This is a genomic window from Methylobacterium sp. AC832 (genome assembly GCF_979256025.1).
Genome location: NZ_CEEDMV010000005.1, coordinates 152,515 through 176,100 on the forward strand (window position 1 = coordinate 152,515; position 23,586 = coordinate 176,100).

At 65.6% G+C, this 23,586-nt stretch carries 26 protein-coding genes; 9 read left to right on the forward strand and 17 right to left on the reverse strand.

Features of this window, described 5'->3' with window-relative positions:
* Positions 1 to 23 precede the first annotated feature (23 nt).
* Both AC0IXR_RS18175 and AC0IXR_RS18180 read left to right on the forward strand, forming a co-directional pair.
* Positions 24 to 452: a rod-binding protein gene (locus AC0IXR_RS18175; protein WP_311274873.1), complete on the forward strand. Its 429-nt coding sequence runs from the start codon at positions 24 to 26 to the stop codon at positions 450 to 452.
* Positions 436 to 924 carry a hypothetical protein gene (locus AC0IXR_RS18180; protein WP_461228095.1) on the forward strand — a complete coding sequence of 163 codons (489 nt, stop codon included), beginning with the start codon at positions 436 to 438 and terminating at the stop codon, positions 922 to 924. Before AC0IXR_RS18175 ends, AC0IXR_RS18180 begins: the two co-directional genes overlap by 17 nt.
* Before the next feature lie 4 nt (positions 925 to 928).
* Here AC0IXR_RS18180 and AC0IXR_RS18185 read toward each other — a convergent pair whose 3' ends face one another.
* On the reverse strand, positions 929 to 1,258 hold the full coding sequence (locus tag AC0IXR_RS18185) for a porin (protein WP_471761698.1): 330 nt from the start codon (positions 1,256 to 1,258) through the stop codon (positions 929 to 931).
* Between the two features lie 151 nt (positions 1,259 to 1,409).
* On the opposite strand from AC0IXR_RS18185, the gene AC0IXR_RS18190 reads away from it, so the two are divergent.
* The gene (locus tag AC0IXR_RS18190; RefSeq protein ID WP_471761699.1) at positions 1,410 to 2,234 is read left to right on the forward strand and encodes a hypothetical protein; all 825 of its coding nucleotides are present in this window, start codon (positions 1,410 to 1,412) and stop codon (positions 2,232 to 2,234) included.
* A gap of 30 nt (positions 2,235 to 2,264) precedes the next feature.
* Here AC0IXR_RS18190 and AC0IXR_RS18195 read toward each other — a convergent pair whose 3' ends face one another.
* The 8 genes from AC0IXR_RS18195 to AC0IXR_RS18230 all read right to left on the reverse strand — a co-directional run bounded on the left by AC0IXR_RS18195 (position 2,265) and on the right by AC0IXR_RS18230 (position 10,701).
* Entirely contained in the window at positions 2,265 to 2,480 is a 216-nt protein-coding gene (locus AC0IXR_RS18195; RefSeq protein WP_471761700.1) for a hypothetical protein, read from the reverse strand.
* Between the two features lie 619 nt (positions 2,481 to 3,099).
* A complete protein-coding gene (gene grxD, locus AC0IXR_RS18200; protein WP_056424753.1) occupies positions 3,100 to 3,441 on the reverse strand; it encodes a Grx4 family monothiol glutaredoxin in 342 nt (113 codons plus the stop codon).
* Positions 3,442 to 3,468: 27 nt separating this feature from the next.
* Positions 3,469 to 3,975 carry a DUF29 domain-containing protein gene (locus tag AC0IXR_RS18205; protein ID WP_471761701.1) on the reverse strand — a complete coding sequence of 169 codons (507 nt, stop codon included), beginning with the start codon at positions 3,973 to 3,975 and terminating at the stop codon, positions 3,469 to 3,471.
* 22 nt (positions 3,976 to 3,997) lie between these two features.
* The gene (locus AC0IXR_RS18210) at positions 3,998 to 4,234 is read right to left on the reverse strand and encodes a BolA family protein (protein WP_018042619.1); all 237 of its coding nucleotides are present in this window, start codon (positions 4,232 to 4,234) and stop codon (positions 3,998 to 4,000) included.
* Between the two features lie 26 nt (positions 4,235 to 4,260).
* On the reverse strand, positions 4,261 to 6,480 hold the full coding sequence (gene purL / locus AC0IXR_RS18215; RefSeq protein WP_471761702.1) for a phosphoribosylformylglycinamidine synthase subunit PurL: 2,220 nt from the start codon (positions 6,478 to 6,480) through the stop codon (positions 4,261 to 4,263).
* A gap of 157 nt (positions 6,481 to 6,637) precedes the next feature.
* Positions 6,638 to 7,783 carry a hydrolase gene (locus tag AC0IXR_RS18220; RefSeq protein ID WP_471761703.1) on the reverse strand — a complete coding sequence of 382 codons (1,146 nt, stop codon included), beginning with the start codon at positions 7,781 to 7,783 and terminating at the stop codon, positions 6,638 to 6,640.
* A 266-nt stretch (positions 7,784 to 8,049) separates the two neighbouring features.
* On the reverse strand, positions 8,050 to 9,891 hold the full coding sequence (gene recQ, locus AC0IXR_RS18225; RefSeq protein WP_471761704.1) for a DNA helicase RecQ: 1,842 nt from the start codon (positions 9,889 to 9,891) through the stop codon (positions 8,050 to 8,052).
* Positions 9,892 to 10,062: 171 nt separating this feature from the next.
* On the reverse strand, positions 10,063 to 10,701 hold the full coding sequence (locus AC0IXR_RS18230; protein ID WP_471761705.1) for a LysE family translocator: 639 nt from the start codon (positions 10,699 to 10,701) through the stop codon (positions 10,063 to 10,065).
* A gap of 117 nt (positions 10,702 to 10,818) precedes the next feature.
* On the opposite strand from AC0IXR_RS18230, the gene AC0IXR_RS18235 reads away from it, so the two are divergent.
* Together AC0IXR_RS18235 and AC0IXR_RS18240 are read left to right on the forward strand one after the other, a co-directional pair.
* Positions 10,819 to 10,974, forward strand: a complete 156-nt coding sequence (locus AC0IXR_RS18235; RefSeq protein WP_018042624.1) for a DUF5993 family protein — start codon at positions 10,819 to 10,821, stop codon at positions 10,972 to 10,974.
* A 10-nt stretch (positions 10,975 to 10,984) separates the two neighbouring features.
* A complete protein-coding gene (locus AC0IXR_RS18240) occupies positions 10,985 to 11,611 on the forward strand; it encodes a disulfide bond formation protein B (RefSeq protein ID WP_471761706.1) in 627 nt (208 codons plus the stop codon).
* Position 11,612: 1 nt separating this feature from the next.
* On the opposite strand, the gene recF is transcribed toward AC0IXR_RS18240, so the two are convergent.
* Together recF and dnaN are read right to left on the reverse strand one after the other, a co-directional pair.
* Positions 11,613 to 12,776: a DNA replication/repair protein RecF gene (gene recF / locus AC0IXR_RS18245; protein WP_056424987.1), complete on the reverse strand. Its 1,164-nt coding sequence runs from the start codon at positions 12,774 to 12,776 to the stop codon at positions 11,613 to 11,615.
* Positions 12,777 to 12,817: 41 nt separating this feature from the next.
* Positions 12,818 to 13,939, reverse strand: a complete 1,122-nt coding sequence (gene dnaN / locus AC0IXR_RS18250; protein ID WP_311274883.1) for a DNA polymerase III subunit beta — start codon at positions 13,937 to 13,939, stop codon at positions 12,818 to 12,820.
* Between dnaN and AC0IXR_RS18255 the strand changes: the two genes are divergently transcribed.
* On the forward strand, positions 13,892 to 14,248 hold the full coding sequence (locus AC0IXR_RS18255; protein WP_471761821.1) for a hypothetical protein: 357 nt from the start codon (positions 13,892 to 13,894) through the stop codon (positions 14,246 to 14,248). The two genes, dnaN and AC0IXR_RS18255, sit on opposite strands and share 48 nt — an antisense overlap.
* Here AC0IXR_RS18255 and dnaA read toward each other — a convergent pair.
* Together dnaA and rpsT are read right to left on the reverse strand one after the other, a co-directional pair.
* Positions 14,226 to 15,737 carry a chromosomal replication initiator protein DnaA gene (dnaA, locus tag AC0IXR_RS18260; RefSeq protein ID WP_207412677.1) on the reverse strand — a complete coding sequence of 504 codons (1,512 nt, stop codon included), beginning with the start codon at positions 15,735 to 15,737 and terminating at the stop codon, positions 14,226 to 14,228. The two genes, AC0IXR_RS18255 and dnaA, sit on opposite strands and share 23 nt — an antisense overlap.
* A 565-nt stretch (positions 15,738 to 16,302) precedes the next feature.
* A complete protein-coding gene (gene rpsT, locus AC0IXR_RS18265) occupies positions 16,303 to 16,569 on the reverse strand; it encodes a 30S ribosomal protein S20 (RefSeq protein WP_018042629.1) in 267 nt (88 codons plus the stop codon).
* Between the two features lie 459 nt (positions 16,570 to 17,028).
* On the opposite strand from rpsT, the gene AC0IXR_RS18270 reads away from it, so the two are divergent.
* Together AC0IXR_RS18270 and AC0IXR_RS18275 are read left to right on the forward strand one after the other, a co-directional pair.
* Positions 17,029 to 17,661, forward strand: coding sequence for a glutathione S-transferase family protein (locus AC0IXR_RS18270; protein ID WP_471761707.1), 633 nt, complete (start codon positions 17,029 to 17,031; stop codon positions 17,659 to 17,661).
* Between the two features lie 53 nt (positions 17,662 to 17,714).
* Positions 17,715 to 18,122 (forward strand): VOC family protein, encoded by a 408-nt coding sequence (locus AC0IXR_RS18275; RefSeq protein WP_461234108.1) that lies wholly within the window; start codon positions 17,715 to 17,717, stop codon positions 18,120 to 18,122.
* Between the two features lie 22 nt (positions 18,123 to 18,144).
* Here AC0IXR_RS18275 and AC0IXR_RS18280 read toward each other — a convergent pair whose 3' ends face one another.
* The 4 genes from AC0IXR_RS18280 to ubiE form a co-directional block, all read right to left on the reverse strand.
* Entirely contained in the window at positions 18,145 to 18,354 is a 210-nt protein-coding gene (locus AC0IXR_RS18280) for a hypothetical protein (protein ID WP_056258007.1), read from the reverse strand.
* A gap of 245 nt (positions 18,355 to 18,599) precedes the next feature.
* Positions 18,600 to 19,871, reverse strand: coding sequence for a phosphopantothenoylcysteine decarboxylase domain-containing protein (locus tag AC0IXR_RS18285; protein ID WP_471761708.1), 1,272 nt, complete (start codon positions 19,869 to 19,871; stop codon positions 18,600 to 18,602).
* 100 nt (positions 19,872 to 19,971) lie between these two features.
* Positions 19,972 to 21,528: a 2-polyprenylphenol 6-hydroxylase gene (ubiB, locus tag AC0IXR_RS18290; protein ID WP_419952284.1), complete on the reverse strand. Its 1,557-nt coding sequence runs from the start codon at positions 21,526 to 21,528 to the stop codon at positions 19,972 to 19,974.
* A gap of 211 nt (positions 21,529 to 21,739) precedes the next feature.
* Complete coding sequence (ubiE, locus tag AC0IXR_RS18295) at positions 21,740 to 22,513, reverse strand: bifunctional demethylmenaquinone methyltransferase/2-methoxy-6-polyprenyl-1,4-benzoquinol methylase UbiE (RefSeq protein ID WP_461222737.1); 774 nt, start codon at positions 22,511 to 22,513, stop codon at positions 21,740 to 21,742.
* 145 nt (positions 22,514 to 22,658) lie between these two features.
* Here ubiE and mutM point away from each other — a divergent pair, with 145 nt between their 5' ends.
* Positions 22,659 to 23,579: a bifunctional DNA-formamidopyrimidine glycosylase/DNA-(apurinic or apyrimidinic site) lyase gene (mutM, locus tag AC0IXR_RS18300; RefSeq protein WP_471761709.1), complete on the forward strand. Its 921-nt coding sequence runs from the start codon at positions 22,659 to 22,661 to the stop codon at positions 23,577 to 23,579.
* Positions 23,580 to 23,586 lie beyond the last annotated feature (7 nt).

Genomic DNA, 23,586 nt, shown 5'->3' on the forward strand with positions numbered 1-23,586 from the left:
CTCCCACCCAAGAGGCGCTGACCATGCTGTTCGCCCCCCTCGCCGCCAAGGCCGCCATTGGCGTCGGCCGCGCGCTCATCGGCGACATCGCCAAGACCGTCGGCAACGGCCTGAAGGAAGACGCGGCCAAGGAAAGCGCCAAATCCGCATCGACGTCGGCGACTGCCAGACTGTCGGCGACGGCCGCCAAAACCCCGGCGGAGGTCAAGGCCCGGAAAGCGTCCAACGAGTTCGAGACGATGTTCCTGGAACAGACCCTGGAGCGACTCACCACCTCGGAGGGAACCGACGGTCCGCTAGGCGATAACGGCACCGGCGGAGCGGTCTACCGCTCGATGCTGACCAAAGAATATGCGGGCCAGATGGTGAAGAGCGGCGGAATCGGCATTGCCGATCAGGTTTACCGTGAGATGATCAAGATGCAGGAGGCCGGCAATGCACCCCGGATCTGAGACCAGAACGCTACGGATCGTCGACAAGGCCGGCGCGGACGCGCTGATCGCCCATATCATGGAGACGATGCAGTCGCTGGAGGCCATCCTTGTCGAAGAGGGTAGCCACGTAAGGGCCGGTCGGCTGCGCCAGGGGCTGTCGGACACGGAGCGGAAGACCGCTCTCGGTGCGTCCTATATGCAGGGCCTCGAAGTCGCGAAGGCCAATGCCATCGCGCTGGCGCGCTTTGCCCCGGACTCGATCGAGGGACTTAAATCCGCGCACCAGCGCTTCGCTCAGGTGGTCGAGACCAGCCAGATCGTCCTGGCGACGGCGCGCACGGTGTCGGAGAGCCTGGTCAAGTCCCTGGCCGAGGATATGAGCCGGTCGAGGACGACGACCGTCTACGGCCGTCCCTCGCAGCCGCCTTCGCCGTACGGCAGGGGCGCGGCCGCGCGGAGCCAGCCGCTGGTTCTGTCGCGCAGCCTCTGACGGCTCAACGCCCCCCCGCGTCGATCCTCACATAGGTGCGGACCGGACCGTAATCCGTGTCCACGCGCGTATCGACGGCCAGTCGGCCGCCGGTGATCGGCCGCGAGTCGGGACCGTCTTCGCGAGAGCGGAGAGCGAGGCCCGTCGTCGCCCGACCACCGATGCGAATGCACGTGTCCGAGCCGGGAATACGAATGAAGCCGGAGCCGTGGCGGGGGCAGGGTTTCGCCGCTTGCTGCGACTCGGGGCGGAGTGGCTCGAGCGCGAGAGCGGGCGCGGCCGACGTCAGGACCATACCGAAGAGCAGGCCATAGGTCCCGATCGTCCTCGCCATGCCTCTCCCTCGCCGCCATTCCCGAGCGATCATGCTGGATAGCTCAGCTTTAACGATGGGTCGATGCCACCTCGCCACTGCGAGACGGTAACCTTTCGGTAAACAAACGTCCTTAATGCTTCCTGACGCAGTCAAACGGGAAGCATGGGTCATGGCGGATAAGGTCATCGGGGCGGCGGCGTCCGATCGGTCGCCGGAAGCGCTGTTGAAACAGGCCGTGAGCGGCGCCAAGACGAGGCCGGCGCCGGTACCGGAGGCACGCAAGCGCCTGCCGGCCATCGATCCGCTTCTCGCCGGTGTCGCCGCGGCGGCTCTCGTTCTCGGCCTCGCCATGGGTGCGGGCGCGATGAGCCTTGCCTCCCCGAACGGTAACCTTTCTTCGGAATCCCTGACGCAGATCCAATCCCGTCTCGATGCCCGCCACGCGGATCTCGGTCGTCTGCAGACCGACATCGAGAAACTCGGCAAGGTCCTCGCTCAGGTGCAGGATGCGACCGAATCGGTTCGCAGCGAAGCAAAGAATCGCTCCGCGACACTCACCGACCGGATCGGAAAATCGGAACAGGCCATCGTGACGAAGATCACGAGCCTCGCCGATCGCCAGGACCAGACCGAGCGCGACCAGACGGCGAAGATCGCGGCCCTAACGGCTCAGATCGAAAAGCGTGCCGTGGCATCGGCTCCGGCCGCACCGGTGATGGCACCGCAAGCCGCAAAACCTCATCAGGCTGAGCCGACTGAAACCGGCTCGATCCCGGATAAACCGAAGGTCGCCGCCCCGGCCGTGATCGAAACCTGGGCCGTGCGGGAGGTCTATAACGGGGTTGCCGTCATCGAAGACCGCCGCCATCGTCTGGTGGAAGTCGGTCCGGGCGATACGATTCCCGGTATCGGCAAGGTCGATGCGGTGGAACGGCGCGGTCGTGGCTGGACCGTCGTGACGAAGCAAGGGCTAATCACGAACCAGACGTGGTGATGGGAACGAAATGAGCGCGAAGGTGCGACTTCAGGAAACCTGAACCTCGATTTCCGGATCACGCAGGGAATGCGGAAAGCGCGGCTCGATGGTCATGGGATGGACCATCGCGCAGGCGCGCGTGATGCGGGTCCGACCATGCGTCAAAGCACGGTCCTGGCTTTCCAGGGTCGGAAACAGGATTGCCGCCAAAAGGGCTTGGCCTTCGAGATCGGCGTCGAGATTCTTGGCTTCGAACACTGGCATTGCGGTCACCGGACCTTGAGCCGTGCGGATTCGCAGGGGTCGTTGGGCTCGTATAAGCGAATAATGGGGATTGCGGCAACAAGTTCCCGATCACCCTGATTATTTACGCTTAATTTGCTTTTGCACTGCCGCGAAGTTTTCGCAGTGCGAAAGCGCACCGGATCAAAGCTCTAATTGCGCCGGCCCAGGGTTTTCGCCGTTCGAAAATCTTATCCGAGTAAACCCATCGCTTCTTTGGCAAGTCTCCAATGCAAAATGCCCTCTGGCCGTGAACACGGAACCGTCCTTTGACCAAGACCCTCAAGCAGAGACAAGAATTCTTTTTCTCATCGCGTCAGGCACCGTACGTCCCAGCATCCTAGACATGCCCGTGTTTTGATTAGACGTCGAATAAAATAGAATCGACGCTGAGCACACCTATGTTCGGACCTCGAATTCAAGCATCCGGCATGGTCACCGCAATGGTTCGAGCAAGCTCGGCAGCTCGTTGGGGATCTCGGCGACGATCCTGGGAAAGGTCGCCCTGTCGAGATCGGGACGTCGCTTCCTCCGGGTATTCGACACGAAAAAGGGCGCTTTCGCGCCCTTGATCGACGTCTCCATTCGGACTTCGCTGGTGTCAGGCGACTGCGGTCGCCTTCACCGGGATGCCCTTTTCCGTCAAGAACTGCTGCAATTCGCCGGACTGGAACATCTCGCGGGTGATATCGCATCCGCCGACGAACTCGCCCTTCACGTAGATCTGCGGAATGGTCGGCCAGTTCGAGAACGCCTTGATGCCGTCGCGGATCGCCATGTCGTCGAGAACATTCACGCCCTTGAACGGCACTTCCAGGTAATTGAGGATCTGCACGACCTGGCCGGAGAAGCCGCACATGGGAAATTGCGGCGTGCCCTTCATGAACACGACCACGTCCTGGGAATCGATTTCGGTCTTGATGGCGGTGTTGGCGTCGGTCATTGCGATGTTCCTTGTTACTGGCCTGATCTAGTGATGGTCGGGCGCCGGTTTCAATACGGCTGCAAGACGCTCGAGACCGCAGTCCATATCGAAGTCGAGCGAGGTGAGTTCCTCGGGCGTGAAAGGCATGATGTCCGGGAGGCCGCCGGGCAGGGATTCTCCAAACACGTTGAGCGACGCGTCAGCGAGCTTTACCGATATGCTCCACAAGCGTTGCCAGTCGATCCGCTGACGCATCGAGGGCCTGTAATTGCGCGCGGCCGACGCATGCCAAACGCTGACCTCCTTGCGCCATGACCGGGTCGATTGAGCCGTAGGCGCAGAGACGTGCTTCAAAATGTGAATGAGCACCTGGGAAAGCGCGCTCTCGACACGATCGATCTCGGATCGCCCGACGCTCTCGATCTCCTCGATTACATTATGCCAATCGAGAACATTCGATAATTCCGGGCGCTGTCCAAGCGCGCGCACAGCGGCAGCCTGTTCCATCGCCCAGGCCACGGCACCGTCGTCGTAAAGGCTCGGCTGGTCCATGGGGACGCCTCGTTGATCGCCCTTAATCCTGCGGGACGCCCGTCGTGAGCGCAAGGGCGTGGAGCACGCCCCCCATCCGCCCCTGGAGCGCCCCGTAGACGAGCTGGTGCTGTGCCACGCGAGTCTTGCCCTTGAAGGCCGAGGAGATGACCGTCGCGGCGTAGTGGTCGCCGTCGCCGGCTAGGTCCTTGATCTCGATCGTGGCGTCGGGCAGCGCCTCGCGGATCATGGCCTCGATATCGCGCGCATCCATCGGCATCGGACTTAATCCCTTTCGAGTGACGTTCAGACCGCGGCAGGCCGGGTCGCCATGTAGGTCGGCAGCCAGCCTTCATGCACCTCGCGCAGATCCGAAACGGATATGGTTTCACCCGCGGGCAAGGTCAAATCCTGCCCCCCGGTGATGCCGATGACAGCGGCCGGGATGCCTTGCGCGTTCGCGCTGTAGAGAAGGTCCGGCACGTTTTCGGGATCCACGCTGAGGAGATAGCGGGCCTGGTCTTCTCCGAAGAGATAGGCATGCGCAGGTAGACCCGCCGGCGCTTCCGGCAGCGTCGCGCCGATGCCACCGGCGATGGCCATCTCGGCCAAGGCCACGGCAAGGCCGCCATCTGACAGGTCGTGCACCGTGTCGACGAGTCCGGAGACGATGAGGCTGCGGACGAAATCGCCATTGCGTCGCTCGACCGCGAGGTCGACCGGCGGCGGCGCACCGTCTTCGCGGCCGGAGACTACCGAAAGATAGACCGACTGGCCGAGCCAGCCCTCCGTGGCGCCGACCAGGACCAGCATGTCGCCGTCGCGCTTTAGCGAGAGGGTGGCATGCTTCGTCACGTCGTCGAGGAGGCCGACGCCGCCGATCGTCGGGGTCGGCAGGATGCCGACGCCGTTGGTCTCGTTGTAGAGCGAGACGTTGCCGGAGACGACGGGGAAGTCGAGGGCGAGGCAGGCCTCGCCGATGCCCTTGAGGCAGCCGACCAGCTGACCCATCACTTCCGGCTTCTCCGGGTTGCCGAAATTCAGGTTGTCGGTGATGGCAAGAGGCTTGGCGCCCACCGCCGTGATGTTGCGCCAGGCTTCCGCCACGGCCTGCCGACCGCCCTGGACCGGATCGGCCTCGCAATAGCGCGGCGTGACGTCGGCGGTCAGGGCGAGTCCCTTGGGGCCGTCCTCGACGCGAACGATGGCGGCGTCGCCTCCGGGCTTCTGCACAGTGTTGCCACCGATGAAGTGGTCGTATTGCTCATAGACCCAGCGCTTCGACGACAGGTCGGGGGAGCCGACCAGCTTCTTCAGGGCCTCGGCATTGCCGATCGGCGCGGGCACGTCGGCAGCGGCGATGACCGGCTGGTGCGTGTTGGCGATATGCGGCCGGTCGTAGAGCGGGGCTTCGTCACCGAGTTCCTTGATCGGCAGGTCGGCCATGGTCACGCCGTCATGCTTCACCACGAAGCGCAGCGTGTCGGTGGTGTGCCCGATGATCGCGAAATCGAGGCCCCATTTCACGAAAATGGCCTCGGCTTCCGCTTCCATACCGGGCTTGAGCACCATGAGCATGCGCTCCTGGCTCTCCGAGAGCATCATCTCGTAGGCGCTCATATTCTCTTCGCGGGCCGGCACCTTTTCGATGTGGAGCTCCACGCCGAGATCGCCCTTGGCGCCCATCTCGACGGCCGAGCAGGTGAGGCCGGCCGCACCCATGTCCTGGATCGCGATGACGGCCCCCGTCGCCATCAGTTCGAGGCAGGCTTCGAGCAGCAGCTTCTCGGCGAAGGGGTCACCGACCTGCACCGTGGGCCGCTTCGATTCAGAGGCGTCGTCGAATTCGGCCGAGGCCATGCTGGCGCCGTGAATGCCGTCGCGGCCGGTCTTCGAGCCGAGATAGACGATCGGATTCCCGACGCCCGTGGCCGCCGCGTAGAAGATCGCGTCGGTGCGGGCGAGGCCCACCGCCATGGCGTTGACGAGGATGTTGCCATCGTAGCGCGGGTGAAAGCCGACGGCGCCGCCCACAGTGGGAACGCCGAAGGAATTGCCGTAGCCGCCGATGCCCGCCACCACGCCGGAGACGAGGTGGCGTGTGCGGGGATGGTCCGGCGAGCCGAAGCGGAGCGCGTTCAGCGCCGCGATGGGCCGGGCGCCCATGGTGAACACGTCACGCAGAATTCCGCCGACCCCGGTCGCCGCGCCCTGATAGGGCTCGATGAAGCTCGGGTGGTTGTGGCTTTCCATCTTGAAGACGCAGGCCAGACCGTCTCCGATATCGATGATACCCGCATTCTCGCCCGGCCCCTGGATCACCCACGGCGCCGAGGTCGGCAGCCCACGCAGATGCTTGCGGGAGGACTTGTAGGAGCAGTGCTCATTCCACATGGCCGAGACGATGCCGAGTTCCGTCAGCGTCGGGTCGCGGTCGATGAGGCCACGAAAACGCTCGTACTCGTCCGGCGTCAGGCCATGCTGGCGAACCAGTTCAGGGGTGATCGGAACATCGTTGCGGAACATGCGAGCCCTCTCGACCGCTCAGGCTCCACTCGGGCGGCCTCCCATGGACGGAAGTCGCGCGAGGTGAACCTAGTTGGGTCGGCTCTAGAGTGTAAGCGCCTGTGCTGGCAACACGTCATCGCGGCGTCCGGCCATGCGCTCTCGTGGAAAAGCGCCGTCAGGCCGCTTTGGACGGGGGCAGAACACCCGCTCCGCGACAGCGGTCGATGATGCTGTGGATAGGCTCCGGCCCGGCGACGAAGGCGACGTAATCGAACGCCTCCGGGTTCAGGCTCGACATCAGAAGCTGGAAATGCATGCGGAACAGGTTCCACTTGCGCCGGGCGATGATCTTGCGCTCGATCAGATCGGTAATGCGGACATGGATCTCCACCGGCTGGTGCCCGGCAAGCGACGGGACACCGGAAGCGGTGAGCACGTCGCGATCGTGAACCGAGAGCCAGTCCCATTTCGCGCGCACGTCGATCCAGCGAATCGCCGGTGCCGCCGCCACCCGGGAGAGCGCTGCGCGCATCTCTTTGGCCGGCGCATCGAGGGTGATCCAGGGGATCACGCTGCCGATGCTGACGAAGGAGACGGGCGTGCCGCGCAAGCCGAAATCCGGATCGCGGGTGAGGATCCGGTCGAGGGCCTCGATGCCGAGAAAGCTCGACGAGGAATGGCCGATGACGACGATCTCGGAGGCATGGCCCTCGGCGGCCTGGATCTCGGTCGCGAAGGCGTCGAGGCGCGCGCGCATCCGGGTCTCGGCGCCGCTGGCATGGTCGTAGGTGAAGGCGGTATCGTCCACCAGATGGGCGACGTAGAACGGCTTGCCCCGTGTCACCGCCATCAGGCCGAGATGAATCCCGTAGGCGAGAACGGGGATCGCCGCGAGGCTCCAGGGTCGCCATTGCTCCGGTCCGAGACAGGCCGGCAAAGCCGCGAGGACGAGGGAGAGGACCACCAGGGCGGCATAGATCGCGTGGACGCCGATGATCACGCGGGCGAAGCGCTTCGCCTCGCGACGGAATCGCTTCGGGTAGCCGTCCCGTAAGAGCCGCCACCAGAGTGCGGGCACCTCGACGAGCCGGCGCAGGGTCGAACGTGGAAACCGGGCGCGGACGATGTCGTCCCAGCGCAGCAGGGTGTAGCGCGTCGGCGCGCCATCCGCCTCCACCCGCCAGTCGAGGCGCAATCCGTCGGCGGACCGTTCCGGATCGCTCACGGTGATGGTCATGCCGCGCCGGACGGCGGTCAGCCGGCTCTCCCGCCGGAAGAGGCCCCAATAGGTCTCGGGCTCACGCGGGTCGAAACCCGGCATGTAGAAGACCTGGCGAGGCAAGGTGTCGGGGGCCGGCGGGTCGGAGGCGATGGGGCTGGTATCCGTGACTGTGTGGAAGACAGGCGCGAGCGGGGCGCCGAATCCGCTGCCTACACGAACTGGCCGGCCTGATACGAGTGCGAAACCGCATCAGGCTGTGCCGGTCGAGAGCGCTCTCCGCCGACGTGGATGCCGGTTCGACGAAAACGAGCGCGGCACAACAAGGGGCTGGAGCTGTGTCCGGCCCGACATGCTCGGGCCCAGCGCTAGCCGTGCGTAAGGTATTCCGCGATGGCGGTGACGAAGCGGTCGCCATAGGCGTCGCGCTTGCGCTCACCGACGCCGTGCACCGTCCGCAAGGCGTAGAGGTCGACGGGCTTGGCCTTGGCCATCTCGATCAGCGTGCGGTCAGGGAAAACCATGAAGGCGGCGATGCCTTCGCCGCGGGCGATGGTGGCACGCAGGCCCCTGAGATGCTGGAACAAAGCTTCCGTCGCCGGATCGAGATCGAGGGTCGCATCCTCGCGCGCCGCGCCGCTGCGCTTCCGGTCACGCGGCTCGGCCACCTTCGGCTCCGGGTCAGGCCGCATCTGGATCGCTTCGCGGCCGAACAGGATGGCCTCGCCCTTTTCGGTCAGGGAGAGCCCGCCGAACCCGTCGTCGTTTTCCGCCACGGCACCGGCTGCAAAGAGCTGGCGCAGCATTGCCCGCCATGCCGGGAGCGGCTTGTCGGCACCGACGCCGAAGGTCTTCAGGGCCGTGTGGCCGTTGCGCCGAATCGTGTCGGTTTCCTTGCCGTGGACGACATCGCAGACATAGGCGGCGCCGAAACGCTGCCCCGTACGGACGATGGCAGAGAGCAGTTTCTGTGCCGGCACGGTGGCGTCGATGAGCGAGATGCCGCTGCGGCAGAGGTCGCAACGCCCGCAGGGCTCGCTCGCCTCGCCGAAATAGCCGAGCAGCGATTGCCGCCGGCAGGTCGCACCCTCGCAAAGCGCGATCATCGCCTCCAGCTTGCGCCGCTCGACCCGGCGGCGCTCGTCCGGCACGTCCTTCTCGTCGATCTGCCGTCGGCGCAGAGACATGTCGTCGAGGCCGTAGATCGTGAGCGTGTCGGCGGGCAGGCCGTCGCGGCCGGCGCGGCCGATCTCCTGATAGTAGCCCTCGACATTGGAGGGCATGTCGGCGTGGCAGACGAAGCGCACGTCCGGCTTGTTGATGCCCATGCCGAAGGCGACGGTGGCGGTCATCACCACCCCATCCTCCTGCAGGAACGTGTCCTGGTTCTTCATGCGCGTGCCCTGGTCGAGGCCGGCATGGTAGGGGAGGGCGTTGAACCCATCCTTGGCGAGCACCTCCGCGAGCTGCTCCGTGCGCTTCCTCGACGAGCAGTAAATGATCCCGCTCTCGGAGCGGCGGTGGCGCAGGAAGCGCTCGATCTGGCGGGTCGGGTTGTCCTTCGGCGTGAAAGTCAGCCGAATGTTCGGCCGGTCGAAGGAATGCACGAAGGCCTTCAGGTCGCGGCCGGCCGGAAACAGCCGCTCGGTGATGTCGGCCCGCGTCGCCTTGTCGGCGGTGGCGGTGAGCGCCACGGTCTGGACATTCCCCAACGCCTCGCGCGCCTTGGAGAGGTCGCGGTATTCAGGGCGGAAATCATGGCCCCATTGCGAGACGCAATGAGCCTCGTCCACGGCCAGCCGCCGGACGCCGGCCCCGCGCATGGCATCCATCAGCCCTTCCATCATCAGCCGCTCAGGCGAGACGAAGAGGAGCCGCAGATCGCCGCTGCGGATCTTGCGCCAGGTCTCCCGCGACGTCGCCTCCGCCACCGATGAGTTCAGGGTCGCCGCTTCGACGCCGAAACCGATCATCTGCTGGACCTGATCGTGCATCAGGGCGATCAGCGGCGACACGACCACCGTGAGTGAGGATTCGACCAGGGCCGGCAACTGATAGGTCATCGACTTGCCCGAGCCCGTCGGCATCACCGCGAACACGTCTGTCCCATCGAGGACGGCACCGATCACCTCGTCCTGTCCGGGCCGGAAATCGTCGTAGCCGAAGGTCTTCTTGAGGGCGCGTCGAGCTTCGTCGAGGCGGTCGGTCATGCAGGGCCCGTCATCGCGGTCAGGGAAGGGCGGCAGGCGGACGTCGCGCCGGCCATCCTCGGCACGGCAATGCCGCCGTCGCGGCCGTCATTTGCCAGGATGGTGGCTTTGACGGCCCCGGGCTCCGAGGTCAATCGTCGGGATTGCCGCCTCGCCTCGATCTCGAACGTGTCAACGGGATACGATCGCGACGGCGGCACCAGCCATGACCGTTCCGGATCCACGGTTGAGCAGTCTTCGCGCCCTGGCGGAGGTCATCACGCGCCGGGCTCGTTCGGCCGCCAGGACGTAACCGGAGAGGATGGTGCCGAGGACGAGAACGATGGTGACACCAAGCTCCGCCAGCCCCAGAGCATCGATCCGGTCGAGATCGACCACCGTCGGCAGCAGGGCCAGGAAGAACAGGATCACCTTCGGGTTGCCCAGGGTGATGGCGAGGCCGCCCGCGAACAGACGCAATGCGCTCTCGTCACGAAGAGGCTCCGCGTCGATCACGCCGACCCGAGATGTCCAGGCTTTGAACGCCAGGACAACGAGATAGACCGCGCCGGCATATTTCAGGGCGACGAGAAGCGGCGCGAAGGTCTGCGCCACCAGGGCGAATCCACCGGCCGCTACCGCGAACCATATCAGGTCGCCGACAATGAAGCCCGCGACGAAGGCACCGATGCCGCGGGTGCCCTCGGCGAGGACACGCGCCACCAGGGCTGCGATGCCGGGCCCGGGGGAGGCTACGGCGGCGGCGTAGATGGCGGCAAAAACGACAAGATGCGCGATGGGAATGACGCCTGCTCCGGTCGACAGTTGCAATACAGGGCATACAAAGACTTCACATCTTAAGTCACCCGAAAGGAGATGTCTGCTCAGATTGGGCAAGGGTCAGCGGGTCGTCATCGCGGGCCGATGAAAGACCGGCGAGTTTATCCCATGATGGTCCTTCCCTTCCTCGGTTTCGCTGGCGCCACGGGGGCGGCGATCGCCGGGAGACGCGGCCTGGCCTTGCTGCTCTGGGGCCTGTCCCTGGGCGTGCTGCTGGCATTGTTCCGCGAGCACGCCACCGACGCCCTGCCGCTCGTCTTCTGAAGGCCACGGAATGTCCGCATCGTCCCTCGCCCGCGCGCTGAACGCAGCGGGACTCCTCGGCTGCAGCCTCATCCTGCTCGTGGCGTTCTGGTTTCAGATCGTCTTCGGAGAATTGCCGTGCCCGCTCTGCGTGCTCCAGCGCGCCGCTTTCACTTCAGTCGGGCTGGGGCTCGTCCTCAATATCTGCGACCGGCCGAGACCGTCACATTATGCCATCGTCATCCTCAGCGCCGTGGTGGGAGGCGCGGTCTCCGCCCGTCAGACGGCTTTGCACATCATCCCCGGAACCGGGACCTATGGCTCGGATCTGTTCGGCTTCCATTTCTATGTCTGGGCGCTCATCGCCTTCACCGGCATCATCGTCGCCGTCGCGATCCTGTGCCTGTGGGATCGGCAGTTCACTCCTGAGGCCGCCGTGTCGCGCTCCGAGACGGTCTCGGTCCTCGGGCAGCCCACCGGAACGGCGCCGACGGTTCTCCCCGGCACCCGGGCCGGGGCGCTCGGTCTTTCCGTGGTCCTGCTGTTCCTCGTCGTGGCGCTGGCCAATGCCGGCTCGACCTTCGCAGAATGCGGATTCGGCCTGTGTCCCGACAATCCGGTAAATTACGAGATGTTCGAGCGGCTGATCGCGCGGTGATTCAGGCGGGCACGATACGCCCGTCGGACACCGAAACCATGTCAGCCCGGCCGTCCAGCTCGGCGAACAACGCCGGATCGGCGCCGGTCATCCAGACCTGACCCTGCAGGGCGGCCAAGGCATCGAACAGGCCCGCCCGCCGCCGCGGATCGAGATGCGCCGCGACCTCGTCGAGCAGGATGACGGGAGCGATGCCGCACATGGCCTGAACTAGGCGCGCATGGGCCAGGACGAGGCCGATGAGCAGCGCCTTCTGCTCACCTGTCGAAGCGGTCGCGGCGGCCACGTCCTTCGGTCCGTGGCGGACAACGAGGTCGGTAGCCTGCGGGCCGACCAGGGTGCGCCCGGCGGCACGGTCGCGGTGGCGGCCCTGGCGCAGGGCGGCGCGGAACCGGTCCTCCGCCTCCAGGGCCGGCCAGACGGCCACGAGATCGTCTAGGTCGCCTTCCAGCCTCAGCCCCGCCCATGGAAAGGGCTGCGCGTCGTCGCGGGTCTCGGCGATGAGACGATCCAGCCGCTCGGCGGTCTCGCGCCGCGCCAACGCCACAGCGACGCCGAGTTCGGCGACTTCGCGCTCGACCGCATCGAGCCATTGCCCGTCGCTGGGTCGTTCTTCGAGCAGGCGGTTGCGGGATCGAAGTGCCCGCTCCAGCGCGTTCACCCTGGCGCCGTGCGTCGCGTCGACGGCAAGGACCAGACGGTCTAGGAAGCGGCGGCGGTCGCCGGCGGGGCCGCGAAACAACCCGTCGAGATCCGGCGTCAGCCAGACCACCCTCAGGAACTCGGAGAAGGCTACGGGGGAACCCACCGTCTCGCCGTCGATCCGACATAGACGCGTGGCCCGGCCATCGCCCACGGCGGGCTCGAAGCCCGTGCCGATGCGATGTTCCTCCTCGCCCTGTTTGAGCGCGAGGGAGACCGCAAACCCGCCGGAGCCGGCATTGCGCGCCATGCTTGATAGGTCCGCGCGCCGCAGGCCACGGCCGGGGGAGAAGAGCGAAATCGATTCGAGGAGGTTAGTCTTCCCCGCCCCGTTCTCTCCGACGAGCGCGACGAAGCGGCTCCCGACGGCGAGGTCGAGATCGGCATGGTTGCGGAAGTCGCGGCAGATGACACGGGTGAGGCGCAGACCGACGACGGACGGTTCGTCGGTGGATGGATCCACGATGCCCGAACTTTCTAGGGTAATCGGCGAAACGACCTCGATCACACCCGCATCGGCATCAGCACATACAGCGCCGAGGCGCCCTCGCGGTCCTGGATCAGGGTCGGCGAGCCGGGATCGGCGAGCTTGAACAGAGCCGTGTCGCCCTCGAGCTGGCTCGTGATGTCGAGGAGGTAGCGAGCGTTGAAGCCGATATCGAGGGCGGAGGCCTCGTAATCGACGTCGAGCTCTTCCGTGGCGCTGCCGGAATCCGGGTTGTTGACGGAAAGGGCGAGGCGGCCCTCCTGCACGGCGAGCTTCACCGCGCGGCCGCGCTCGGACGAGATCGTCGAGACACGGTCGACCGCACGGGCGAACTCGTCGCGCTGCACCGTGAGAAACTTGTCATTCCCCGACGGGATCACCCGCTGGTAGTCGGGGAAGGTGCCGTCGATGAGCTTGGAGATCAGCGTCACGCCGCTGGCGAAGCGGAAGCGGATCTTGGCCGGCGACAGGTCGATCTCGACGGTCTCGCCGCCATCCTCCACCAGCTTCTGAATCTCCGCCACGGCCTTACGCGGCACGATGATGCCCGGCATGCCACGGCTGCCGTCGGGAGCGTCGATCTCGACGCGGGCGAGGCGATGGCCATCGGTGGCGACCGCACGCATCTTGAGGGCGCCGTCGACATCGATCGTGTGGAGGTAGATCCCGTTGAGGTAGTACCGCGTCTCTTCCGTGGAGATGGCGAACTGGGTCTTCTCGATCAGACGCTTGAGGTCGCTCGCGCCGATGGCGAAGCTGGTGCCGAGTTCGCCGGCGGCGAGATCGGGGAAGTCACCTTCGGGCAGGGCACCGAGGGAGAAGCGCGAGCGGCCGGAACGGATCGTCATCTGCCCGGTCTCGCCGCTGGTCTCCAGCGAGACCTGCGCCCCGTCGGGGAGCTTGCGTACGATGTCGTAGATCACATGGGCGGGCACCGTGGTGGCGCCCGGATCGACGATGTCGGCCGGCACGGATTCCGTCACCTCGATGTCGAGATCGGTCGCCTTCAACTCCAATCCGTCGGTTCCGCTGCGCAGGAGCACATTGGAGAGGATCGGAATCGTATTGCGCCGCTCAACCACACGATGCACGTGGCCGAGCGATCGAAGGAGGGCCGCGCGCTCGACAGTGACTTTCATCGCAACAACTCGTGGTCAGTCGGAAAAACGTCGCCGACCCCGAAAACGATGACGGATGGAGCCGGCGGCTTGGCCGGTGAACTTGGCGAAGGCCCTGTCCGAACGCAAGAGCGCGAAACGCTCTATCCAGGGCAATGCGGAAGAGACGTCCTCCAGGGCAACCACTTCGAGCGCTTGCCCCGGCTTTCTTCGACGCCCTCGGTCGGCAATGCCGGTGACCGCGAACCGGAGCTTTCGCTCGAGCTCGAGGCGAAGCTGCTCATGCAGCTTCGCCTCGTCCAGGCTTTCAGTCCTGCAGCATCCGCTTGAGGAGCTCGACCTCGTCGTTCAGCACATTGTCCTCGCCGATCAGCTTATCGATCTTGCGGACCGCGTGGAGCACGGTGGTGTGGTCGCGCCCTCCAAAGCGGCGGCCGATCTCGGGCAGCGACCGCAGGGTCAGCACCTTGGAGAGGTACATCGCGATCTGGCGCGGCTTGACCACGGCGGCGGTCCGCCGCTCCGACAGGATGTCCGAACGCGAGACGTTGTAGCGCGAGGCGACCAGTTTCTGAATGTCCTCGATCTTGATGCGCTTCGGCTCGCGGTTCTTCACGAGGTCCCGGATCGCCGTCTCCGCCGTCTCCATGGTCACGGCGGTGCCGGTGAGCGTGGCATGGGCGAGAAGCCGGTTCACGGCGCCTTCGAGATCGCGGCCATTGGCGGTGATCGCACGGGCGACATAGGTGGCGACGGTGGGCGACACCTCGAAATTCGGATGCGCCACCCGCACAGCGGCCAGCCGTGCGGACAGGATCGACATGCGCAGCTGCTCGTCCAGCGTGCCGATCTCGACCACGAGGCCGCCAGCCAGGCGCGACCGCACCCGCTCTTCCAGGGCTTCGAGTTCGGTGGGCGGACGATCCGAGGCGACGACGACCTGACGGCCCGCATCGATGAGCGAGTTGATCGTGTGCCCGAACTCAGCCTGAATCGACTTGCCCTGAATGAACTGGACGTCATCGAGGATCAGCAGATCGATGGCGCGCAGTTTCTCCTTGAAGGCGAGCGCACTCTGGGTCTTCAGCGCGTTGACGAAGCCGTACATGAAGCGGTCGGCGGTGAGGTAGATCACCCGGCGGCCGGATTCGCGCGCGGCGTGGCCGATTCCGTGGAGAAGGTGGGTCTTACCCAGGCCGACGCCGGCATGGAAATAGAGCGGATTGTAGAGGGCACCCTGGCCGTCATGACGGGCCACGCGCTCGGCTGCGGCGTGTGCCAGGGCATTGGATCGCCCGACGACGAAGCTCGCGAAGGTGAGGCGATTGTCGAGGGGCGCGCCGTTGAGGTCACCGGAGGCTTCGCCGCGCGCCTGAGAAGAGGATTCCGCCTCGGCCGGGAAGCTCATCTCGCCGGATGAGGGCTGCGCGCTGCTGGCGGCCTGGAGACGGGCGAGGGGACTCGCGGGAGCCGAGGACTTGACCGCACCCGAAACGACGCGTGGGGGAGCACCGGCCCCGCGAACGCCCACCTCGATGAGCGAGACGCTCTCGACTTCGCTGCGGAACGTGGCCAGGACACGGTCGAGATAATGGGATTCGATCCAGCTCTTGAGGAACCGGGTCGGCACGCTGAGGCGGGCGGTCCCGGAGACCACCTCCACCAATTCGAGACGCGCGAACCAGCTGGCAAAGACGTCTTCGCCCAGTTCCGCCCGCAGGCGCCGCTTCACGCGCGCCCAGGCAGCAACCGTGTCCGATCCCCCTGCGCCACTCATGCCGGTCTCGGCGTTACCCGCCACGCTACCGTCGACATGCATCATCGCTCTCCTCGCGCCGAGGGCGGAAGCCGCCGCCCGGAACGTACGCACACTGGACTGACTTCACGCCCCGCAAGGAATTCGCGGAACCCATAGAGATCCGGCGGAGTCAACACCTCCACCGCAGGCTTTTGCCGATGAGAAGACCCTATCAACAATAAGCTACGGTTCTCCTAACAACGGGGGTTGCGGGGAAAGCAGCGTGAGGTGCCCTGAGAGTCTCGCTGATCCGCACCGAGTCCTGAGCCGCCCGAAACCTTGCGGACGATTCGGATAGGTTTGAATTAAGTGTGAATTTTCCCGCTTTTGGCGAGACATCATTAATCTACACAGCCCTCCTAGACTCCGCAACACGGCAGATTCGCAAGTAGGGTTAACGGTTCGACTCGGATTGGAGCGACCAACAGCCCACCGGACAGTCCGGGATGGCAATGACCCGCGACGAAACATCCGGCGGGCTCGCACGACGGAAGCATTGGGACAGAGGCGGGAAAACACGGCCTGAAACGAAAGAAGCCCGGCACTGAGGCCGGGCTTCTTTCGCGTCATCCAAGGAAGGAAGGGATCAGGCTGCGAGAGCCTTGACCCGCGCCGCGAGGCGCGAAACCTTCCGGGAGGCGTTGTTCTTATGAACGATGCCGTGCTGAGCGGCCCGCATGATCTCGGGCTCGGCTGCCCGCAGGGCGGTCAGCGCAACGGACTGGTCGCCGCCGGAAATCGCCTCTTCGACCTTGCGGAGGAAGGTACGCATACGGCTGCGGCGCGAGCGGTTCACAGCGGTCCGCTTCGCGATCTTGCGGGTCATTTTCTTGGCCGACACGGTGTTGGCCATGGGGCATCCTCGTTCATGTAGGGCGATGCCGACGAGCCCGCGGGCTTGGTGTGTCGGTCTACGCGCGAAGGTTGTTCGGGCAATGGCGAAGCCGACGGGCTGCGTGAGTGCGGCCTGTCGGCGAAGCGCGCTCTATAGACACGCCCCGGCATTCCGTCAACGCGACAGGCGCGAATGTCCGTACCGCCGATGCTGCCGAACCCTCGCTCGGGCCATCGACATTCCGCACTGAATGACGCCGGTCGAACAAAACAATCGGCTGACAGCAAGTATTGTATCGGACTACGAACAGGTTATCCGCAGCCTCGACAGTCGAACGGGGCGCCCCGACACAGCCCTCTCGTTCCCGACACGATCATCCGGCGACTGTCTTTTTTCGCTCGACGATGAGACGACGTTTGACCGGGACCGGGCTTCGGAGAAAGTGGCCTTCCACGATTCGCACGCGAAACGGAATAGATGACCTCCGACATCACGCTCTATCATTCACCCAACACGCGCTCGTCTGGCGTCCGAATCCTGCTGGACGAGCTCGCGGTGCCCTATCGCCTGCACGTCCTCAATATGCGGGCGGGGGAGCATCGCCAGGCCGCCTATCTGGCGATCAATCCCCTGGGGAAAGTCCCTGCCATCCGGCACGGGGATGCGGTCATCACCGAGCAGGCCGCGATCTATCTCTATCTCGCCGACGAGTTCGCCCAGAAGGGCCTCGCGCCGCCGGTCGGGGACCCGCTGCGCGGTCCCTATCTTCGTTGGATGATCCTTTACGGGTCGTGCTTCGAGCCGGCGGTGATCGACCGCGCGCTCGAAAGAGAACCGGGCCCGATGGCGATGTCGCCCTATGGCAGCTTCGACGCGGTTCTCGACAGCATCGTCGCGGGCCTGTCGAAGGGGCCGTATCTTCTGGGCGAGCGGTTCAGCGCCGCCGACATCCTTTGGGGTGCCGCACTCGGCTGGATGACCGCGTTCAAACTCGTCCCGGAAGAACCCGTGATCGTCGCCTACGTGGCCCGGATCAAGGATCGCCCCTCCTTCCGCAAGATCACGGCCGACGAATCCGCCCTCGCGGCCAAGCAGCAGGAAGCGGACTGATCACTGTTCGTGACCCACCATGCCCATCGGAATCATGAGAAGGAGCGACAGACATGCGGATGATCTTCGTCAATCTGCCGGTGAAGGATCTCGAAGCCTCGAAGACGTTCTTCGACGCCCTGGGCTTCACGTTCAATCCGGCGTTCACCGATGAGAATGCGGCCTGCATGGTGGTGTCGGACAGCATTTTCGTGATGCTGCTGACGGAAGCGCGCTTCCGTGACTTCATCACCGGCGACATCTGCGATGCATCGAAGGCCACCGAAGTGCTGACTTGTCTCTCCTGCGAATCACGTCAGGAGGTCGACGATACCTTGGCCAAGGCGCTGGCGGCCGGGGCCAAGCCTTGGAAGCCGAACATGGATTACGGCTTCATGTATGGCTGCTCGTTCCAAGATCCGGATGGCCACGTCTGGGAGCTGATGCATATGGATCCGGCAGCCATTCCGCCGCAATCCTGAGACGTGCATCCGGCCGCCGGGCTCAGCCCGGCGGTATCGCCGTGCCGGTCGAGCGCGTCATCATCGTCGAAGGAAGCGAGGAGGGGGCGAAGGCCGCCACCAGATGCATGCCGATGACGGGTGCGAAGACCAGGGTCATCATCACGAGAAGGATCAACGCCACGCTGTTGTCGCGGGAGGGCGAAGCGGCGCGCGAGCGGGCACGGCGGAAAGCAAGGGTCTGGAAGGTCATGGGCTCACCTCGTTCGACCGGCCGTCAGGGCCGATCGCGGGTGAACCCGATCAAGCGATCAGGCGCTCAACACGCTGTCGGCCGAAGTCGGCGCGGTCCATCGACTACTGTCGCTGGGCATTGGGTTCGAAAGTTCCTGTGATCCACCGAGCCGAGCATATGCCGGGCAACGGCGGTTGCGCCCACATGATGCGGTGCGAAGGGTTCGTCAAGCCTTAACGTGGCATCCGCGGGATTGATCCGCATCACGATGCAAGCCGCGCGGCGAAGCGCTCCACCAGTCGTCGCCCAACCTCGTCCTTGTCGAGGGTCGGCCATGTCTCCAGACCCCCATCCCGGTCGAGCAGATGGATGGTGTTGGCGGTGCCGCCCATGACACCGGCCTCGGCGGAGACATCGTTGGCGACGAGCAGATCGCAGCCCTTGCGGGCGATCTTCGCCCGGGCATGGGCGATCACCGAATCGGTTTCGGCGGCAAAGCCGACCACCAGCCTCGGGCGTCCTTCACTGCGCTGGGCGATGGTGGCGAGAATGTCCGGATTCTCCACAAGCGAGAGGGGAGGCACGGCCGCCCCGTCCTTCTTGATCTTGGACGCGTGATCCTGTGCCGGGCGCCAGTCCCCCACTGCCGCAGCGAAGATGGCGAGGTCGGCGGGGAGGGCGGCCTCCACCGCCGCCAGCATCTCCCGCGCGGTCTCCACACGCACCATCGTGACGCCCTTCGGATCGGCGATGGCCACGGGACCGGAGATCAGCGTGACCTCCGCGCCCGCTTCTGCGGCAGCGGCAGCGATGGCGTGGCCCTGTCGCCCCGACGAGCGGTTGGCGAGGTAGCGCACAGGGTCGATCGGTTCATGCGTCGGGCCGGACGTCACGAGGACGCGCCGGCCCGCGAGAGGCTTCTGCGGCGAACGACCGGCCAGAAATCCGAATCCCCCGGTCGCCGCCGAGGATGCTTTCGAGATTTTACCGAGCATGGCCTCGACCGCATCGGCGATCTCCAAGGGCTCCGCGAGGCGGCCCGGACCGAACTCCGCTTCCGCCATGGCGCCGTCATTGGGTCCGACCACCCGGACACCGTCGCTCTTCAGGGTCGCGAGATTCCGACGCGTCGCGGGATGCCGCCACATGCGGACATTCATCGCCGGAGCGATCAGGATCGGGAGGGTCGTCGCCAGGAGAACCGTGGAGGCGAGGTCCGAAGCGTCTCCGCTCGCCATCCGCGCCATCAGGTTCGCGGTGGCGGGCGCAACTACGATGGCATCCGCATCGCGTGCCAGCTTGATGTGGCCGATATCGGCTTCCTCCGCCCGATCGAACAGGTCGGTATGGGCGCGCTCTCCGGCCAGGGCGGCAGCGGCGAGGGGGGTCACGAATTCCTGTGCCCCCGACGTGAGCAGCGGACGCACCCGCGCCCCGCGCTCGCGGAGGCGGCGGATCAGGTCCAGCGACTTGTAGGCGGCGATACCGCCGCCGATGACGAGCAGGATGCGTCGGTTCTGGAGGGGGAGGGTCATGATGGAGGGCTACTCCCGCTCTTCGTGATCGTCCACAGCGAACGGATTTGGCATGGCAGCCACGAACAGCGGTGTCCGCGCCATCCCGTTCACCCGGCCCTTACCGGAACGCCATCACCAGCGCGCCTACCGCGATGGCCCAGAGCGCCGCCGTGGACCAGAGCGCCCGGCGACGCTCCTTGCGGGCGATGCTTTCCAGCGCCTTGCGGTCGCCGGTTCCGCTCTCGTCGAGACGCACGAGAATCCGGCGCAGGCGCTGGGCGAGATCGGGCAGGTCGGTGACGACGTCGGACAAGGTCAGGGCCGCACGTCCCGCACCCTCGATTCGCCCGAGGGGGCCGAGATTGCGCGCGATCCACGAGCGGACCACCGGCTCCGCCCCGGTCCACATGTCGAGCTGCGGGTCCAGGGAGCGGGCGACGCCCTCCACCACCACCATGGTCTTCTGCAGCATCACCAGTTCGGTGCGCGTGCTCATGTCGAACAGGGCAGTGATGTCGAAGAGAAGGGTCAGCACCTTGGCCATCGAGATCTCGTCGGCCCGTCGCTGGTGGATCGGCTCGCCGATGGCGCGGATGGCCTGGGCGAAATCCTCCACGGAATGGTGGGCCGGCACGTAGCCCGCCTCGAAATGCACCTGCGCCACGCGCTTGTAGTCGCGCAGGATGAAGCCGAGCAGGATCTCGGCGAGGAAGCGCCGCTCCATGATCCCGAGCCGGCCCATGATGCCGAAATCGACCGCCACGAGCGTGCCGCTCGCATCCACGAACAGGTTTCCGGGATGCATGTCGGCGTGGAAGAAGCCGTCGCGAATCGCCTGCCGTAGAAAGGACTGGATGACCGCGAGGCCGAGCGCCTTGGGGTCGTGGCCGGCGGCGACGATGGCGGCGCGATCATTGAGCCGGATGCCCTCGATCCACTCGCTCGACAGCACGTCCCGCGCGGTCAGCTCCCATTCGGGCTTCGGCACGCGGAAATCGGCATCGTCCTTGGTGTTCTGCGCCAGCTCGGACATGGCCGCGGCTTCGAGCCGGAAATCCATCTCCATCATCACGGAGCGGGCCAGGATCTCGACCACGTCGCGCGGACGCAGGCGCTCGGCCTTCGGCGACAGGGCATGGACCACGCGGGCCATGAACCGCATCACCTGAAGATCGCGCTGGAACCGCTCCCGCACGCCCGGCCGCATGATCTTCACCGCCAGCACCCGCTCGACGCCGTTCGCGTCGAGAATGTGGGCCTTGTGGACCTGGGCGATGGACGCGGCGGCCACGGGCTCGCTGAAGGACAGGAACAGTTCGCGGACCGGCTTGCCGAAGGCGGCCTCGACCACGCGGATCGCCTGCTCCTGTGGGAAAGGCGGAACCCGGTCCTGCAGCTTCTCGAGATCGAGGGCGGCATTCATGCCGACGATGTCGGGCCGCGTCGCCAGGAACTGGCCGAACTTGACGTAGGAGGGGCCGAGCCGCGTCAGAGCGCGCTGCAGCGGACCCGCCCCTGCGCCGAGGCCCGGCCGTTCCAGCATCCGCCCGAGCTTCAGGGCGAAGCGAAGATGCGGCGGCAGCTCGGTGGGGTCGATGAACGACAGCCCGCCTTCGCGCGCCAGCACAAAGCCGACCCCGGCACCACGGATGAGATAGACGATGGCGCCTAGCATGGGATGCTTTCGACGTGCGTGATCACGGCAGGACCAGCACTCGGCCCACCACTGAACCTCATCCTGAGGTGCCGACGCTCGGCGGCGGCCTCGAAGGAGGTTTCCAGAGGCCGCCCTGCGATCTGGAGGCCTCCTTCGAGGCCGCTATCGCGGCACCTCAGGATGAGGGAGCTGTGTAGGACCAGATCGGGCAGATCGATCCGTTCTGGTTTCACGAGATCTTCCAGCCGGAATGGATCGCCACGATCCCGCCGGACAGGGGCCGGTGGGTGACGTGCTTGAACCCGGCTTCCTCGATCATGCCGGCAAATCGACCAGGGGTCGGGAATTTGCGGATGGATTCCACGAGATACCGGTAGGAATCCGCGTCGCCGGCCACGCTGGCGCCCAAGCGAGGAATTACGTGGAACGAATAGGCGTCGTAGATGCGGTCGAGGACCGGCAGGTCTACCTTGGAGAATTCGAGGCACAAGAAGCGCCCGCCGGGCTTCAGGACGCGGCGCGCCTCGGCCAGGGCAAGGTCGATCCGGGGCACGTTCCGAATGCCGAACGCGATGGTGTAGGCGTCGAACGCCTCGTTCGGCAGGGGAAGCGACTCGGCATTCGCGGTGACGAAATCGATCCGCCCGTCATAGCGGTGGCCGGCGCGCTCGGCGCCGACCCGCAGCATCGCCTCGTTGATGTCGAGCACTGTGACATGGGTCTCGGGCCCCCCCGCCTCCAGGCAGCGGAAGGCGATGTCGGCGGTGCCGCCGGCCACATCGAGATGGTGGAAAGGCCGGTTGCGTGGTGGCCGCAGCATCGAGATGAGATGCGACTTCCAGGCGCGGTGGAGCCCGCCCGACATCAAGTCGTTCATCAGGTCGTAGCGTTTCGCCACGGAGCGGAACACGTCGTCGACACGCCCCTGCTTCTCGTCGAGCGCAACCTGCTCGAACCCGAAATGCGTGCTGGTCTCGTCCTTCGAACGCTCGGCCGAACTCATGTCACCATCCTCTTGCGCGAGCGTCATAGCGAAAGCCGGCAAGGATCGCCATGTGCCGGGTTAGACAGGTGCATGACGATCGGTGGCGGATGCCGACCCTCGTCATGTCGGCGCCGTCCCCCGATCCAGAGCCTCGCCCCCCTCCATGCCAGAACTGCCCGAAGTCGAAACCGTCCGTCGCGGGCTTTCCCCCGCCATGGTGGGTGCACGCTTCTCCCGCGTGACCCTGCGCCGGCCGAACCTGCGGTTTCCCTTCCCCGAGCGCTTCGCCCAGCGGCTCGAAGGCGCCACGGTGACCGATCTGGCGCGACGGGCGAAATACCTCACCGCCGGTCTCGACACGGGAGAGACGTTGATCCTGCATCTCGGCATGAGCGGGCGCTTCGACGTGGCCTTGCCGGATGGTCGTAACGTCTCGCCCGGAGATTTCTATCTCGAAGGAGCGCTCGGCAACGCCAAGCACGACCATGTGGTGATGGCGATGTCGAACGGCGCCACCGTCACCTATAACGACGCGCGCCGCTTCGGCTTCATGGATCTCGTGCCGACCCTGGACCTCGCCGGCTGTAAGCATTTCGCCGCGATGGGGATCGAGCCACTGAGCGAGGCCATGGGCCCGGAGAGCCTGGCGCTCCTCTTCCGCAACAAGATCACGCCGCTGAAGGCCGCTCTCCTCGATCAGCGGCTGATTGCCGGTCTTGGCAACATCTATGTCTGCGAAGCGCTTCACCGCGCCGGGCTGCATCCCGAATTGCCGGCGGGAATCCTGGCGAAAGACGATGGGCGCCCGACGACGAAAGCGCGGTTGCTCGCACGGATGATCCGCGACGTGCTCACCGAAGCCGTCGCCGCCGGCGGGTCCACCCTGCGCGACTACGCCCATACCGATGGCGGGTCGGGCTCGTTCCAGCATGCGTTCCGCGTCTACGACCGCACCGGCGAACCCTGCACGGCGAAAGGCTGCGGCGGCACCATAGCGCGGATCGTGCAATCGGGACGCTCGACCTTCTACTGTGCCACCTGCCAGCCTGCGAAGCCCAGCAAACCTGCTGTTCGCCGGGCCTGACTCGGTA

What these genes read in the sequence shown, in the direction of transcription:
- AC0IXR_RS18175 (WP_311274873.1), top strand. Translation starts at nt 24, where the DNA reads ATGCTGTTCGCCCCCCTCGCCGCCAAGGCCGCCATTGGCGTCGGCCGC.
- AC0IXR_RS18180 (WP_461228095.1), top strand. Translation starts at nt 436, where the DNA reads ATGCACCCCGGATCTGAGACCAGAACGCTACGGATCGTCGACAAGGCC.
- AC0IXR_RS18185 (WP_471761698.1), bottom strand. Translation starts at nt 1,258, where the DNA reads ATGGCGAGGACGATCGGGACCTATGGCCTGCTCTTCGGTATGGTCCTG.
- AC0IXR_RS18190 (WP_471761699.1), top strand. Translation starts at nt 1,410, where the DNA reads ATGGCGGATAAGGTCATCGGGGCGGCGGCGTCCGATCGGTCGCCGGAA.
- AC0IXR_RS18195 (WP_471761700.1), bottom strand. Translation starts at nt 2,480, where the DNA reads ATGCCAGTGTTCGAAGCCAAGAATCTCGACGCCGATCTCGAAGGCCAA.
- grxD (WP_056424753.1), bottom strand. Translation starts at nt 3,441, where the DNA reads ATGACCGACGCCAACACCGCCATCAAGACCGAAATCGATTCCCAGGAC.
- AC0IXR_RS18205 (WP_471761701.1), bottom strand. Translation starts at nt 3,975, where the DNA reads ATGGACCAGCCGAGCCTTTACGACGACGGTGCCGTGGCCTGGGCGATG.
- AC0IXR_RS18210 (WP_018042619.1), bottom strand. Translation starts at nt 4,234, where the DNA reads ATGCCGATGGATGCGCGCGATATCGAGGCCATGATCCGCGAGGCGCTG.
- purL (WP_471761702.1), bottom strand. Translation starts at nt 6,480, where the DNA reads ATGTTCCGCAACGATGTTCCGATCACCCCTGAACTGGTTCGCCAGCAT.
- AC0IXR_RS18220 (WP_471761703.1), bottom strand. Translation starts at nt 7,783, where the DNA reads ATGCCGGGTTTCGACCCGCGTGAGCCCGAGACCTATTGGGGCCTCTTC.
- recQ (WP_471761704.1), bottom strand. Translation starts at nt 9,891, where the DNA reads ATGACCGACCGCCTCGACGAAGCTCGACGCGCCCTCAAGAAGACCTTC.
- AC0IXR_RS18235 (WP_018042624.1), top strand. Translation starts at nt 10,819, where the DNA reads ATGATGGTCCTTCCCTTCCTCGGTTTCGCTGGCGCCACGGGGGCGGCG.
- AC0IXR_RS18240 (WP_471761706.1), top strand. Translation starts at nt 10,985, where the DNA reads ATGTCCGCATCGTCCCTCGCCCGCGCGCTGAACGCAGCGGGACTCCTC.
- dnaN (WP_311274883.1), bottom strand. Translation starts at nt 13,939, where the DNA reads ATGAAAGTCACTGTCGAGCGCGCGGCCCTCCTTCGATCGCTCGGCCAC.
- dnaA (WP_207412677.1), bottom strand. Translation starts at nt 15,737, where the DNA reads ATGCATGTCGACGGTAGCGTGGCGGGTAACGCCGAGACCGGCATGAGT.
- rpsT (WP_018042629.1), bottom strand. Translation starts at nt 16,569, where the DNA reads ATGGCCAACACCGTGTCGGCCAAGAAAATGACCCGCAAGATCGCGAAG.
- AC0IXR_RS18270 (WP_471761707.1), top strand. Translation starts at nt 17,029, where the DNA reads ATGACCTCCGACATCACGCTCTATCATTCACCCAACACGCGCTCGTCT.
- AC0IXR_RS18275 (WP_461234108.1), top strand. Translation starts at nt 17,715, where the DNA reads ATGCGGATGATCTTCGTCAATCTGCCGGTGAAGGATCTCGAAGCCTCG.
- AC0IXR_RS18280 (WP_056258007.1), bottom strand. Translation starts at nt 18,354, where the DNA reads ATGACCTTCCAGACCCTTGCTTTCCGCCGTGCCCGCTCGCGCGCCGCT.
- AC0IXR_RS18285 (WP_471761708.1), bottom strand. Translation starts at nt 19,871, where the DNA reads ATGACCCTCCCCCTCCAGAACCGACGCATCCTGCTCGTCATCGGCGGC.
- ubiB (WP_419952284.1), bottom strand. Translation starts at nt 21,528, where the DNA reads ATGCTAGGCGCCATCGTCTATCTCATCCGTGGTGCCGGGGTCGGCTTT.
- ubiE (WP_461222737.1), bottom strand. Translation starts at nt 22,513, where the DNA reads ATGAGTTCGGCCGAGCGTTCGAAGGACGAGACCAGCACGCATTTCGGG.
- mutM (WP_471761709.1), top strand. Translation starts at nt 22,659, where the DNA reads ATGCCAGAACTGCCCGAAGTCGAAACCGTCCGTCGCGGGCTTTCCCCC.